At 64.3% G+C, this 13,947-nt stretch carries 13 protein-coding genes; 7 read left to right on the top strand and 6 right to left on the bottom strand.

Annotation, left to right across the window (positions count from 1 at the left end; all coding sequences use genetic code 11):
• Positions 1 to 109: 109 nt before the first annotated feature.
• Both ACW7G6_RS02135 and ACW7G6_RS02130 read right to left on the bottom strand, forming a co-directional pair.
• On the bottom strand, positions 110 to 1,669 hold the full coding sequence (locus tag ACW7G6_RS02135; RefSeq protein ID WP_456997462.1) for a protein adenylyltransferase SelO: 1,560 nt from the start codon (positions 1,667 to 1,669) through the stop codon (positions 110 to 112).
• A 24-nt stretch (positions 1,670 to 1,693) separates the two neighbouring features.
• Positions 1,694 to 2,374, bottom strand: coding sequence for a glutathione S-transferase (locus ACW7G6_RS02130; RefSeq protein WP_456979241.1), 681 nt, complete (start codon positions 2,372 to 2,374; stop codon positions 1,694 to 1,696).
• 126 nt (positions 2,375 to 2,500) lie between these two features.
• Between ACW7G6_RS02130 and ACW7G6_RS02125 the strand changes: the two genes are divergently transcribed.
• Together ACW7G6_RS02125 and ACW7G6_RS02120 are read left to right on the top strand one after the other, a co-directional pair.
• The gene (locus ACW7G6_RS02125; RefSeq protein WP_456979240.1) at positions 2,501 to 2,674 is read left to right on the top strand and encodes a hypothetical protein; all 174 of its coding nucleotides are present in this window, start codon (positions 2,501 to 2,503) and stop codon (positions 2,672 to 2,674) included.
• A gap of 165 nt (positions 2,675 to 2,839) precedes the next feature.
• The gene (locus ACW7G6_RS02120; RefSeq protein WP_456997461.1) at positions 2,840 to 5,017 is read left to right on the top strand and encodes a DEAD/DEAH box helicase; all 2,178 of its coding nucleotides are present in this window, start codon (positions 2,840 to 2,842) and stop codon (positions 5,015 to 5,017) included.
• On the opposite strand, the gene ACW7G6_RS02115 is transcribed toward ACW7G6_RS02120, so the two are convergent.
• Positions 5,004 to 5,918, bottom strand: coding sequence for an RluA family pseudouridine synthase (locus ACW7G6_RS02115; RefSeq protein WP_456997460.1), 915 nt, complete (start codon positions 5,916 to 5,918; stop codon positions 5,004 to 5,006). The genes ACW7G6_RS02120 and ACW7G6_RS02115 overlap by 14 nt on opposite strands.
• Positions 5,919 to 6,127: 209 nt before the next feature.
• On the opposite strand from ACW7G6_RS02115, the gene ACW7G6_RS02110 reads away from it, so the two are divergent.
• The 3 genes from ACW7G6_RS02110 (at position 6,128) to ACW7G6_RS02100 (ending at position 8,567) form a co-directional block, all read left to right on the top strand.
• Complete coding sequence (locus ACW7G6_RS02110) at positions 6,128 to 6,649, top strand: DUF4142 domain-containing protein (RefSeq protein WP_456979234.1); 522 nt, start codon at positions 6,128 to 6,130, stop codon at positions 6,647 to 6,649.
• A gap of 69 nt (positions 6,650 to 6,718) precedes the next feature.
• Entirely contained in the window at positions 6,719 to 7,264 is a 546-nt protein-coding gene (locus ACW7G6_RS02105; protein WP_456979233.1) for a YaeQ family protein, read from the top strand.
• 19 nt (positions 7,265 to 7,283) lie between these two features.
• Positions 7,284 to 8,567: an NAD(P)/FAD-dependent oxidoreductase gene (locus tag ACW7G6_RS02100; protein ID WP_456997459.1), complete on the top strand. Its 1,284-nt coding sequence runs from the start codon at positions 7,284 to 7,286 to the stop codon at positions 8,565 to 8,567.
• A gap of 35 nt (positions 8,568 to 8,602) precedes the next feature.
• Here ACW7G6_RS02100 and ACW7G6_RS02095 read toward each other — a convergent pair whose 3' ends face one another.
• Entirely contained in the window at positions 8,603 to 9,712 is a 1,110-nt protein-coding gene (locus tag ACW7G6_RS02095) for a hypothetical protein (protein WP_456997458.1), read from the bottom strand.
• Between the two features lie 548 nt (positions 9,713 to 10,260).
• The gene (locus ACW7G6_RS02090) at positions 10,261 to 11,118 is read right to left on the bottom strand and encodes a PA4780 family RIO1-like protein kinase (RefSeq protein ID WP_456979231.1); all 858 of its coding nucleotides are present in this window, start codon (positions 11,116 to 11,118) and stop codon (positions 10,261 to 10,263) included.
• A gap of 145 nt (positions 11,119 to 11,263) precedes the next feature.
• Here ACW7G6_RS02090 and ACW7G6_RS02085 point away from each other — a divergent pair, with 145 nt between their 5' ends.
• A complete protein-coding gene (locus ACW7G6_RS02085) occupies positions 11,264 to 11,713 on the top strand; it encodes an FKBP-type peptidyl-prolyl cis-trans isomerase (protein ID WP_456979230.1) in 450 nt (149 codons plus the stop codon).
• A 29-nt stretch (positions 11,714 to 11,742) separates the two neighbouring features.
• On the opposite strand, the gene ACW7G6_RS02080 is transcribed toward ACW7G6_RS02085, so the two are convergent.
• Complete coding sequence (locus tag ACW7G6_RS02080; RefSeq protein ID WP_456979229.1) at positions 11,743 to 12,729, bottom strand: LLM class flavin-dependent oxidoreductase; 987 nt, start codon at positions 12,727 to 12,729, stop codon at positions 11,743 to 11,745.
• A 147-nt stretch (positions 12,730 to 12,876) separates the two neighbouring features.
• On the opposite strand from ACW7G6_RS02080, the gene ACW7G6_RS02075 reads away from it, so the two are divergent.
• On the top strand, positions 12,877 to 13,914 hold the full coding sequence (locus tag ACW7G6_RS02075; protein ID WP_456979228.1) for an extracellular solute-binding protein: 1,038 nt from the start codon (positions 12,877 to 12,879) through the stop codon (positions 13,912 to 13,914).
• Positions 13,915 to 13,947 lie beyond the last annotated feature (33 nt).

The raw sequence follows: 13,947 nt of genomic DNA, 5'->3' as shown, positions 1-13,947 counted from the left end.
AACGTTGATCCCGGCATTCGCGGGCGCTTCGATGAACCGGGCCTGGCAGGGCCCTCCGACTGGAGGGAGCCTGCCTCGCTCCACGCCTGTTAACCTGCGGTCCGCGCGCTCACGAGCTACATGACAGCATCGAGCACCCGGCCTTGTCGCGGGCCCAGTCAGGCCGTCTGGCCGCGAATGCCTCGCGGCCGGGCTGGTCGTCATACGGGCGACGCATGACCTCCAGCAACTCCTCCACTGCGCCCATGTCGCCGCCCGTCGCGCGGTCAATCGCCTGCTGGGCCAGATAATTGCGCAACACGTAACGCGGGTTGGCAGCGCGCATCCGGGCCTGTCGTTGCAGTGGCTCCAGCGCATCTTCGCCAAGGCGTCGTGCGTAGCGCACCAGCCAATCCTCGAGCGCCGGCATCGCGGCCGCACGCTTGGCGGGGTCGTAGAAAGACTCCGCAAACCGCTCCGGTGAAGGCGCGTCCGGTTTGAAGTCGATCAACTCCCGGAAGAACATCGTCATGTCGACTTCGGCCTCATGCAGGAGCTCCTGCAACGTTTCCATCAATTCCACATCCTGGTCGCGACACTCTGCCAGGCCCAGTTTGCGTGCGGTGTTGTCGCGGCTCGTGGCATTCCAGGTATCGGCATAGGCCTGCAACCCCTCCTGCAACCCCTCCACCCCGTCGAACAACGGCGCCAGCGCGCCGGCTAACCGGCCCAGGTTCCAGTACGCCACGGCCGGTTGCTGGCCGAATCGGTAGCGTTTGCGCTGGGCATCGGTGGTGTTGGGGGTCCAGTCCGGATCGAAGTTGTCGATCCAGCCATACGGGCCGTAGTCGATGGTCAGACCCAGAACCGACATGTTGTCGGTGTTCATCACGCCATGCACGAAGCCGACCCGCATCCAGTGACCGATCATCACCGCAGTGCGCTCGCAGATTTCCGTGAACCAGGCGCCATACAGCGCTTCGCCCTCGCCCTCCAGGTGCGGGAAGTCGCGGCGGATGCAGAAGTCGGCCAGTTGCCGCAACAGATCGATGTCCCCCCGCGAGGCAGGCAACTCGAAGTTCCCGAAGCGCAGCAGCGACGGCGCCATGCGACAGACGATCGCACCCGGTTCGGGCGCGGGGTGTCCGTCGTAGAACATGTCGCGGACCACGGACTCGCCGGTGGCCACCAGGCTCAACGCGCGCGTGGTCGGCACACCCAGGTGGTGCATCGCTTCGCTGCACAGGAACTCCCGTACCGATGAGCGCAGCACCGCGCGACCGTCGGCGTTGCGGGAGTATGGGGTCGGGCCAGCGCCCTTGAGCTGCAGCTCCCAACGCTCGCCCGTGGCGGTCACCGCCTCGCCCAGGCTGATCGCCCGGCCATCGCCCAATTGCCCGGCCCAATGGCCAAACTGATGGCCACCGTAGTTGGACGCGAAAGGCTGCATGCCCGGCAACCGTTCGTTACCGGCAAAGATCCGCGCAAACTGCGGCGACGCGACGTCTTGTCCGGTGAAGCCAAGACTTGCGGCCATTTCAGCCGAGTAGGCAAGCAGCCGCGGCGCGAGCACCGGCGTCGGCTCGACCGACGACCACAACGCGCTCTCGACCGACCGTACCCGCGAGCCGGACTCGGGGTCACCGGGCATCTCGCGCAGGAATACGTTGTCAAATTCAAGTTTCAGCATGGCAGGGCGCTCACTGCAGCGGACTCATCGGGCCGGCTCAAGTCCACCACTGCGCTCCAACGCCAGCTGGTAGGCCGGACGCGCGCGGATCTGGTCCAGGAAACGTTGCAGGTTGGGCCACACGGTTCCACCGGAACGCGCCGTGGCCAGTTCGATCGGGATGCTCATCTGGATGTCGGCGGCGGTAAAGCGCTCCCCGGCAAACCACGGCTGTTTGGCCAGCTCGGCATCGATGTAGTCCATGTGCAACTTGATCTGCGGGCGCACGAACGCCTTCAGGGTCTTTTCGGCAATGGCGCGCGCGACCGGCTTGGCGAAGAACGGCATCGGTGCCTGCTTCAGCCGTGAGAACACCAGGCTGAGCAGCAACGGCGGCATCGCCGATCCTTCTGCGTAATGCAGCCAATAGCGGTACCGCAGCTGCTCCGGATCATCCGCCGGCCCAGGCGCGGGCGATAGTCGATGGGCCTGGTCGTGCTGTTCGATCAGGTAGTCAATGATCGCGCCGGACTCGGCCACCACCAAGCCATCTTCTTCCAGCACCGGTGACTTGCCCAGTGGGTGGATCTGGCGCAGTTCCGGCGGCGCAAGCAGCGTCTGCGGGTCGCGCTGGTAACGCACCAGCTCATAGCGCAGGCCCAGCTCCTCCAGCAACCATGGCACGCGTTGTGAACGCGAATTCTCGAGATGATGGACGGTAATCATGATGTCGCTCGGAACGCCAGGAAATACCCCATCGTAAACACACTGGCGGAGACTCGCGGTGACCGCCGTCGCCATGAAAAAGCTGCATGCCCTAGACTGGTCGCATTCACCCGCAAGGAGATGCCCATGGCAAAGCCGAATTATTCGTTTGAGAAGCGACAGCGCGAGATCGCGAAAAAGAAGAAGAAAGAAGAAAAGCTGTCTCGCAAGCAGCCCACCAAAACCGATACGACCGATACGACCGATACCAGCGGCGACGCAGCCGTCACCCCGACCAGCCACACCCCGGTCCAGGGCTGAACCAGCGGGCTGACCGCGTTGCCGGGCCTCCAATATGCGGAAACGGCGTGACCGACTCATAACCGGTCGCTAGCGGTTGATCGCGAAAGTTACACGCGCACTGCCGGTGAGCGCTAAACTAGGCGGTCTACCCGACCGGACTTGCCGGCGCTGCCGAGAATTGCGATGAGCGCCGAAACGCCCGCTTCCCCCGACACTTCAACCTCAACTTCACCGAACTTCACCGATCTGGGCCTGCCGGACGCGCTGTTGCGCGGGATCGCGGACCTGGGCTACGAGTCACCTTCCCCCATCCAGGCCGCGACCATTCCGCCCCTGATGGCCGGCCGGGACGTGATTGGTCAGGCCCAGACCGGTACCGGCAAGACCGCGGCGTTTGCGCTGCCGATCCTGGCCCGTATCGATCCAAACCAGTTCAAGCCCCAGGCTCTGGTGCTGGCGCCGACACGCGAGCTGGCGATCCAGGTCGCCGAGGCGTTCCAGACCTATTCCGTCCACCTGCGCAAATTCAACGTGCTGCCCATTTACGGTGGCCAGAGTTATTATCCGCAGTTGCAGGCGCTCAAGCGCGGCGTGCAGGTGATCGTGGGCACGCCAGGGCGGGTGATTGATCACCTCGAACGTGGCTCGCTGGACTTGTCCGAACTGCGTTGTCTGGTCCTGGACGAGGCCGACGAGATGCTGCGCATGGGCTTCATCGACGACGTCGAGACGGTCCTGAAGAAGACCCCGGAAACGCGCCAGGTCGCACTGTTCTCAGCCACGATGCCGTCGCAGATCAAGCGCATCGCCCAGACCTACCTGAAAGATCCGGTCGAGATTGCGATCAAGAACAAGACCAGCACCGCCGCCAACATCCGGCAGCGGTACTGGGCTGTCAGCGGTGTCCAGAAGCTCGACGCACTGACCCGGATACTGGAAGCCGAGCCGTTCGACGCCATGATCGTGTTTGCCCGCACCAAGCTGGGTACCGATGAACTGGCTTCCAAACTTGCCGCACGCGGAATTTCCGCCGCCGCCATCAATGGTGATGTGCAACAGCAGCAGCGCGAACGGACCATCCAGAATCTCAAGGACGGCAAGATCGACGTGCTGGTGGCCACCGACGTCGCCGCGCGTGGCCTGGACGTGGAGCGCATCAGCCACGTGCTGAACTACGACATTCCCTACGACACTGAAAGCTATGTCCACCGCATCGGCCGCACCGGTCGCGCGGGGCGCAAGGGCGAGGCGATCCTGTTTGTCGCCCCGCGCGAGCGCGGCATGCTGCGCTCGATCGAGCGAGCCACCCGGCAACCGATCGAGCAGATGGAATTGCCGACCATCGAGACGGTCAACGAGCAGCGCGTCTCCAAATTTCTCGACCGCATCACCGACACCCTGGCCGACAATGACCTGGGGATGTTCCGCGAGCTGATCGAGCGCTACGAACGTGAGCAGAATGTGCCTGCGGTGGAGATCGCTGCGGCACTGGCCAAGCTGTTCCAGGGTGACCATCCTCTGCTGCTGGCCCCTCCGCCGCCGCGCGCGAAGTACGAGCCGCGCCCGGACCCGCGCGGAGCCAGTCCCCGCGATGTCGGCCATCGGGGCCAGCCGCCGCGCCCGCCGCGTCAGCAACGCACGGAGCGCGATGCCGCCCCGCGCAGCTTCGACGAGCGCCACGTGGCGCCGCCGGCTCGTGAGCCCCGCGAACCACGCGACTTCGGCAACCCGCCGGCAGCGGCCAGCCACAGCCCGCGATCCAGCGCTCCGCTCCCGGATCGCAACCCGCCGGCCAATGCCGCCGAGGCCATGTTCTCCGAGGATGCCGCGCCGCCGCATCGCGACGATTCACGCCCCGAGCCGCGCCCGGAGCCGCGCAACACCGAGCGCCGTCCGCCGGAGCGCAACGCACCACGTACGGAAGACATCGGCATGGAAACCTTCCGCATCGAGGTCGGCCACGATCACGGCGTGCAACCGGGAAATATCGTTGGCGCGATTGCCAATGAAGCCGACCTGGAAAGCCGTTTCATCGGCCGTATCGACATCCGCGACGACTACAGTCTGGTCGACCTGCCCCAGGGCATGCCGCACGAGCTGATGGAGCACCTCAAGCGCGTCTACGTCGCTGGCCAGCCATTGCGTATCCGCCATGCCGACGCTGGCGACACCGGAGGCGGTCGCAGTGGCCCGCGCGCCAACGTCGCCGCGCGCGCCCCGGGCCCGCGCGGACCGCGGCCACCGCATGCCGGAAAGCCCCATCCCGGAAAGCCACACTCGGGGCCCGCGGGCCGGTCATCCGGACCCAGGGATGGAAAACCTGCCGGCTTCGCGCCACGCAAACCATTCAAGCCGCGCTGATCGGCGCGCCAGCCTCCGACAAGGTCCGCTGGCTCTGGAAGCTCCGCTGACGCCCGGTCAGCGGATCAACGAAAGCCAGTGATCTGGCCAGCAATTTCAGTGGGCGTGAGTAGTCATCTGCCGCGCAGTCACGCAGTACCGGGTAGAGGCCATCGTTGGCGATGGGGGCACCCAGTGCGGCCATGTGCACGCGCAACTGATGCTTCTTGCCGGTGACCGGCTCCAACGCGTAGCACCATGACGTCGCCGACTGTTCGATTACCTCGATACGGCTTTCACTGTTAGGCTCGCCCTCGATTTCGGCCATCCGGAAGAACGGATCACCCGTGGCCAGGCAACTGCGCCTGAGCAACGGGAATGCCGTGTCCGGCAGTGGCGGCGCCAGTGCCTGGTAGTGCTTGCTGATCCGGCGCTCCCGAAACAGCGCCTGGTAGGTTCCGCGGGTCCCGGGGTTGGTCGACAGCAGCACCAGACCCGCCGTCGCGCGGTCAATGCGGTGCAGCGGCACCAGATCCATTATCCCCGTACGGCGCATCAACCGTGCCAGCAAGGTCTCTGTGACGAATCTGCCGGCCGGTGTGACTGGCAGGAAATGGGGCTTGTCAGCGACCAGGATGTGCTCATCGAGATGGACGATGGCCTCCTGGAACGGGATACGCGGCTCATCGACCACTTCCCGGAAGTACTGGACCACCGTTCCCGCGCGATGCGTGGCAGCGGCCATCAACGGTGTCCCGTCAGCATCCAGCACCAGCCCGCGCTGGAAACGCCGCAACCATGCGTCCCGATCAATAGCCGGGAACCTGGCGCACAGCGCGTCCAGTACCGTCGGCCAGGGGCCGGGGATCAATTGCAGGCGGCTGGCTGCCACGCCATCAGTGTTGAATAGTGCCGTCTTCACCCGCTCAGCTTAGCGGGGGACACGAACGGCAGCTGGAGGATCTCACGTGGCCTTCACGCGGAGTGCTACGGGTTTCATCTAGATTCAGGATTGCAGGTGAGCTCTCTCCGCGCACCAAGCGCGGCTCGACAACCGTTGGAGGTACGACCATGTCCAGGAAAATTTCCTTCGCCATTGCCGCAGCCCTCGCAGTTGCGACATCAGGATGCATGCAATCCGATACCGATAATGCGCGCTCCGCCCCGACCAACACACCCGACACCGCCAAGGCACAAGCCGGGGAGAAAGCCGCCACGCCCGGCGAGACATTGGCCTGGCTTATCGCGATCGACCAGTACGAAATCACGGCCGCATCGCAGGCCATTGAAAAGCAGGTCGATAGCGAGGTCGGCGCCTACGCCGATGCGATGCATACCGTGCATCGTCGCAACCTCAGCCAGACACGGGCCTTGGCAGACTCGTCAGGCGTGGATATCACCGATTCGGAGCCCTTGAAAACCTACCGTGGGGAAACCAAAAAAGCGTTGACGCAACTGGGCACGATGGAGGGCGAGCAGTACGCGGCCGCCTACCTTGCGGCCATGGTGGACAGCCACACCGATGCGCTGGCACTGATTGATGAGCATCTGGAAACCATGGCCGAAGGTGCAATCCGGGAACACCTGCAGGCGACGCGCGATATCGTCGCCGAGCATCGCGAACATGCGCAGCAATTGCAGGGCGACGGCTGACGCGGCTGTCCGGACGGTGCCTGCAGCGCCTAGAATGGCGATCCCCTTCGTCAGGCAGTCCATGTCCCCATGGCGCTCAAATCCACCGTCGTAAAGGCCGAGTTGCAGATCAGCGACATGGATCGCAACTACTACGCCACCCACAACCTCACCCTCGCCCAGCATCCGTCCGAGACCGACGAGCGGCTGATGGTGCGGGTGCTCGCCTTTGCGCTGTATGCCGACGAACGGCTGGAGTTTGGACGCGGCCTCAGCGACGAGGACGAGCCGGGTTTGTCGCGGCGCAGCTATACCGGCGAGATCGAGTTGTGGATCGACCTCGGCCATCCCGACGAATCGCGGATCAAGAAAGCCTGCGGACGGGCCCAGCAAGTGGTCGTGGTCAACTATGGCGGACGCGCGTCGGATATCTGGTGGGACAAGGTCGCCAGCTCGCTGACGCGCTTGAAGAACCTCACCGTGATCGACATCCCAGCTGAGGTGGTGGACGCATTGCCGGCCATAGGCGAGCGTGGCATGCGCCTGAATGTGTTGATCCAGGATGGTGAGCTGCAACTGATGGGCGAGCGCGGCAGCACCTCGCTGCGGCCGACTGTGCGGATGGCACCGCGCTAAGCCGGGAGCGCACGACGCAATGGAGCACTACGACGTTCTGGTCATCGGTGGCGGTGCCGCCGGGCTGATGAGCGCGGTCACCGCCGGGCGGCGCGGTAAGCGGGTGTTGGTAGTCGAACATGCCAACCGGGTCGGCAAGAAGATCCTGATGTCCGGCGGCGGCCGCTGCAACTTCACCAATACCGGCACCAGCGCCGACAACTTCCTGTCGGGCAACCCGCATTTCTGCAAGTCCGCCCTCGCCCGCTACACGCCGTGGCATTTCATCGAGATGGTCGAGCGCCACGGTATCGCCTTCCATGAGAAGGAACTCGGCCAGCTGTTCTGCGACGTCTCATCCAAGCTGATCGTGAAGATGCTGCTGGACGAATGCGCCGCGGCCGGCGTGCGAGTGGAAACCAGTTGCCATGTCGAGCGTGTGCAACACGGGGCCACCGCCGATCTGGCGACCGGGAGCACGTCGACCGGGAGCCGGTCGACCACGACTCCGTCGACCCAGACTCCGTCGATCGCGCAATCGGGCAGCGGGCCATTCCGGTTGCACACGACCGGCGGAACCTTCTGTGCACCCGCCCTGGTGGTCGCTTGCGGCGGGCTGTCGATCCCGAGCATGGGCGCCAGCGGCTTCGGTTACGAGCTGGCCCGGCAGTTTGGCCACAATGTGCTGCCGACCCGCGCCGGCTTGGTGCCGTTGACCCTCAGCGGCAAACATCAGGAACGCCTGGCCGACCTCAGCGGCGTCGCGCTGCCGGTCACTGCCAGCTGCAATGGGCAGGACTTCAGCAACTTCATGCTGGTCACCCACCGCGGCATCAGTGGACCGTCGATCCTGCAGATCTCGTCCTACTGGCAACCCGGCGACGAGCTGCAACTGGACCTGCTGCCCGGGCGCGACGCACTGGCAAGCTTGCAGCAGCTACAGGCCGAGCGCCCGGCGGCCGAGCTCAAGACCGTGCTGGGTGATCTGCTGCCCAAGCGATTCGCCCAGCGGCTGTGCGAGGTCTGGTTGGCACAACTGCAACCGGCGCGACCGATGAAGCAGTTCAACCTGCCGCAGCTGCGCGAGGTCGCATCGATACTGGAGCGATGGCCGCTGGTCGCCAGTGGCACCGAGGGCTACCGGACGGCGGAGGTAACCCTGGGTGGCGTGGACACCGATGGCGTGTCCTCCAGCACGATGCAATCACGGCACGTCCCCGGCCTGTACTTCGTTGGTGAGGTGCTCGACGTCACCGGCTGGCTGGGCGGCTACAACTTCCAATGGGCCTGGGCCTCGGGACACGCGGCGGGCAGCGCCGCGTGAGTTGATACCCGCTTCAGTGCCTGACTGCGCAGAAATTACTGGGTCATTGCCTTCAGTTCAAGCTGTTCAAACAGATCCCGCGCGGCAAGTCTCGCAGTGGCGTCCTGTTCCGCACTGAGCGGTTTGAGGTCTATACCGTCGCGACCTGCGACATAGGCTGGCCCGCCAACGTCATCGTCATATTCGGAACCGTCCTCGTTGATTGCGTAGTGCGCATCCCGGGTCAGATCCCTCCCGACCAGCTGCGAGAGGTACGCCCACGTCCAGCATCGGAGCAGATCACCTTGATCGTGCTCCTCTATGAGCTGGAGCATGGCATCCGTGTCCCCGCTCTCGGCAGCGACGGTCAGCCAATGCCGGGCATCAGCGGCACGCCCCAAGCTTTCTGCGATAGCGGCAACTTCCGCAGGGTCCGCACCAACAGCGCGGCGCGGCTGCTCGAAGAACGATGGGTCGTCAAATTGCTCCGCCAGGTCGAGAAGTGCATCCTCATTGCCCAGTCGACCGGCCTCACGGAGATGGTGCACACACTTTTCAGTTTTAGCGAGGTTAGCCACGTATGCTTCGGCCCATTCCTTTTGCACGCCCGCCAAGATCCGGCCCTGTTGTTCTTGGGAGTACCAGTAAGGATTCGCAGCGTCCGGGTCGTCGTCGGGGGCATGGATCAGCGCCAGCGCATAATGAGCCAGGGCATTGCCCTTCCTGGCGGCTGCATCCAGACCGTCCAACAGGACCGGCCTGAATCCATCCTCGTCGGCAAGATCGAATAATTCGTCCTGATCGCCTTCGAAGTCGTCGTCCTGGTCGGACCAGCCCCCTCTCAGCCAGTTGGTTAGCGACGAAATGCTCGCGACACCCAGTTGGCGCTCTGCCAGAAAGGACTCCAGTGTCACTGCAGCCAGGGTCGCGGTATCAGGCCGATACCCAAGCTCGATGCAACGCTGTTTGATGAGCGTGCTTTGCAAGGCATCCCGCTTGTCGTTCGAGCGAAACTCCGTGAGTACGGTATCAACGCTGAGTGCGGCGTAAGAGTTGAAGCCGAAAGATGCGGCCAACAGCTCGTAGATATGGGTTCTCTTGAATGAACCGCCAGTGCGGGCCTGAAGATGTTGCTGCGCGGAGTGCGCGAGCTCTTTGACTGTCATGAAAAACCCTTCCTCAATACCACGTCGATTTCGGGTCAGACGCACACGTTTAAGTCCCCGACGACGAGGCTCAAAGAGAGGTTTTAGTGACAGTGAGGCAACGCCTTTTTTTACTCGTGTGCAAGTAAGGTGGGCACCTCGGGCGACTTTATACCAGTGCCGCCGCTCGGTCTATACGAGCAACCGTCAGATCTAATAGCGTGAGCCATCTGCAGCAGCGTCGCACCATGTCCATGGTACGGCCAGCCGAGTTTCGCCGTTGGCATGGTGATCCGCTTGCGTCCACTGCGACACTTGATCTGGATCGGCACCGACAGAGTGATCCTGCAGTCACTCATTTACAGGGCGTCTGGCTCGCCGGGTTTCTGGATACGGATGCCGTTCAAGTCGTGGTGTCGTGGACGTGCAGCAGCGTGTCCAATGCCAGGCATAAGGGACGCGCGGCAATCACCTGATCCAACCGCAGGCGTCCGCAAGAGCAGGTAAAAAGACGCAGCGGAAGCGGCGATGCAGCGCCGCCCGGCATCACTCCAGCGAAGCTGCGTCGCTCAGTCTTCTTCGGCGGCGGCTTCGCGTCCCTGCTGACGGATCAAGGCCTCTTCGCGGGCATCGCGGATCGCCAGTTGCACGCTGTCCAGGTCGGCAGTGGACTCGTCGAATTCAAACTCTCCGGTGAGCTCGCTGTCTGGCCGCAATTTGCCTTTCTCGTACAAGGCCCACATTTCTTCCGCGTAGTGGGTAGACAGCAATTCGGGAGCGATCTTGCCTAGGCAAAGGGTGAGGTTGTTGACGTCGCGCTGCAGCATCTGGCGGGCGGCATTGTTGCCCGAGGCGCTGACCACCTGCGGGAAATCGATCAGCACCGGGCCTTCCGGGCCGACCAGGACGTTGTACTCGGACAAATCCCCGTGGATCAGGTCGATGCACAGCATCTTCACGACCTGGCGGACCAGATACCGGTGGAAGCCGCGCGCCTGGTCCGGTGCCAGCTCGACCTCGCCCAGCCGCGCCGCCGAATGACCGTCGGCATCGGTCACCAGTTCCATCACCAGCACGCCGTTGAAATAGCCTTTCGGATGCGGGACGCGCACCCCGGCGTCGACCAGCCGGTACAGTGCATCGACCTCGGTGTTCTTCCAGGCGGCTTCCTGCTCCTTGCGGCCGAACTTGGTCGCCTTGCCGATCGCGCGCGCCTGCCGGCTGCCGCGGACCTTGCGGCCCTCCTGGTACTGCACACGCTGCTGGAAACTGCGCTGGGCCATGTCCTTGTAGACCTTTGCGCACAGGATCTCGTGGCCCGACCGGACCACGTAGACCGATGCTTCCTTGCCACTCTTGAGCGGGCGCAGCACCTCGTCGATCACACCTTCATCGATCAACGGCTGCAAGCCGGCGGGAGTCTTCATTATTGACGTTCGGCCTTCGGAGGACCAAGCAGTATGGGCGATTTTCCCGCCCGGTTTAACCGCCGTCGCAAACCGACCCCGGTCGTGACCGCACGCCCGGCAGATCGGCTAGGCTCCGGGTTCCACTTTTTCAGTCTCCCCACCCATGCGCCGAATGATTCCCCGCTTCGCCATCCTCATGATGATCGTCGCATTGTTGACTGCGTGCGCTGAGCCCCAGCCGTTCGCGGGTGGCAGCGTGGACGAGTTGCAACGCATCGACCTGAAGACGGGCAGCGGAGAGGTGGCCGCTCCCGGAGACACCGTCGACGTCCACTACACCGGATGGCTGTATGACCAGGACGCTCCCGACCAGCAAGGAAAGCAGTTCGACAGTTCGCGCGAACGCGGCGAGCCGTTCACCTTCCTGCTTGGTGCCGGCCGGGTGATCCGCGGCTGGGACGAAGGCGTGGCCGGGATGCGTGTCGGCGGGCAGCGGGTACTGCTGATCCCGGCGGCCTATGGCTATGGGCGCAAGGGCGCCGGCGGGGCCATCCCGCCCGGCGCATCACTGGTGTTTGAAGTCGAGTTGATGGATGTGCAGAAGCAGCACTGACCGGCAAGCACGATCTCGTCGCCATCCGCTCAGATCGATTGCATGACCTCGGCGGCGATCTCAAACGAGCGCACGCGCGCCGCATGGTCGAAGATATTGGCGGTCAACAGCAACTCATCGGGGCGATGACGGTCAATGAAGGCGGCGATCCCCTCCTTCAGCGTCCCGGCATCGCCGACCACCGCGCAGGCCAACGCGCTTTCCACTCCCATCTTTTCCTGCGGACTCCACCACGACTCGATGTCATCGATCGGTGGTGGGACCAGGCCGATGTCGCCGCGGCGAAGCTTCGCGAACGACTGTTGCTGACTGGTGAACAGCCGCCGTGCCTCCGCATCGGTCTCCGCCCCCACGACGTTGAGGGCCAGCATGGCGTGGGGCTTGGACAAGTGCGCCGACGGGGTGAAGTCGCGGTGATACAGCGCCAACGCCTCATCCATTGAACCTGGCGCAAAGTGCGATGCAAAGGCGAATGGCAGTCCCATCGCCGCAGAAAGCCTCGCGCTGAACAGGCTTGAGCCAAGCAGCCACACCGGCACCTCGACCCCGGCGCCTGGCACGGCGCGCACCGGCTGGCCAGGCTTCGCCGGACGGAAGTAGCCCAGCAGTTCGGCGACATCATGTGGAAACGCGTCGGCACCCTCGTGGTAACGGCGCAAGGCACGAACGGTCGCCTGGTCAGTACCGGGGGCACGCCCCAGCCCCAGGTCGATCCGGTCGGGATACAGCGATGCCAGGGTTCCGAATTGTTCGGCCACCTGCAGCGGCGAATGGTTGGGCAGCATGATGCCGCCGGCACCGACGCGGATCGTGGTCGTGCCGCCGGCGACGTAGCCGATCAGTACCGCGGTGGCGGCACTGGCGATGCCCGGCATGTTGTGGTGTTCGGCCAGCCAGTAACGGGTGTAGCCGAAGCGCTCCGCCTGGCGCGCCAGATCCAGCGTGTTGGCGAAGGCCTGGCGGATATCGCTGCCTTCGGTGACGGGCGCGAGATCGAGTAGCGAGTAAGGAGTCATGGACAGGACCGACCGTGGGGGAACTCACCATATGGGGTCTTTCAGAGGATTCCCCATGCACGGAGGCAATCGTTCGTAGATAATAGCCATTCTCATTTGCAACCCTTCTGAGGTGCACCCGTGCGATTGCCGTCCCCCGCGGTCCCGATGTCCATTGCGATCCTGGTTTCCCTGGCCGCCTGCTCGGCAGACAAGTCGTCAACCTCCGTCGCCTCCGTCGATGCGGCGGACAACGAGGCCACCGCCAACGAGCTGGTCGTCTACACCTCGCGCAACGAGCAATTGCTCAAGCCGCTGTTCGACCAGTACACCGAGCAGACCGGCGTCAAGATCACCTACCTGACCGACAAGGCGCCGCCGCTGATGGAGCGCCTGAAGGCCGAAGGCAGCCGCAGCCCGGCCGATGTGTTCATCACCGTGGACGCCGGCAACCTGTGGCAGGCGACCAATCTGGACCTGCTGCAGCCGATCACGTCGGCGCGACTGGAAAAGAACATCCCGTCCAACCTGCGCGATCCGGACAACCGCTGGTTCGGCCTGTCGGTGCGCGCACGCACGATCATCCACAACCCCGCGACCGCGCCGGCCGACACGCTGTCGACGTATGAAGACCTGGCCGATCCGAAGTGGAAGGGCAAGCTGTGCCTGCGCACCAGCAACTCGGTCTACAACCAGAGCCTGGTCGCCACAATGATGGCGAGCCTGGGCGCGGAGAAAACCGAGCAGGTCGTGAAGGGCTGGGTCGCCAACCTCGCCGCGGCGCCGATGGCCAGCGACAACGAGGTGATCGACGCGATTGCTGCCGGGCGCTGCGCGGTGGGCATCAGCAACACTTACTACCTGGGCCGCGCGCTGCGCAAGAACGCCGACCTGCCTGTCACCGTGTTCTGGCCGAACCAGGCCGAGGGCGAGCGCGGCACGCACGTCAATGTGTCCGGCGCCGGCGTCACCAAATACGCCCCGCACCCCGAAGCCGCCATCGCCTTCATCGAATGGCTGTCCGATGGCCAGGCCCAGGCGTTGTTTGCGGGCGAGAACCTGGAGTACCCGGCCAATCCGGCCGTCGCCACCGACCCGCTGATCGCGGCCTGGGGCGACTACCGTCAGGACCTGATCAACGTCTCCGAGGCCGGCGCGATGCAGGCCGAGGCCGTCAAGCTCATGGACCGTGCCGGCTATCGCTGATCCGCTCCAGCGTCGGCACGCTCCCGGGCGCGT

The sequence above is a fragment of the Lysobacter sp. A421 genome (genome assembly GCF_054052145.1).
This window is presented reverse-complemented; position numbering and strand designations above follow the sequence as displayed.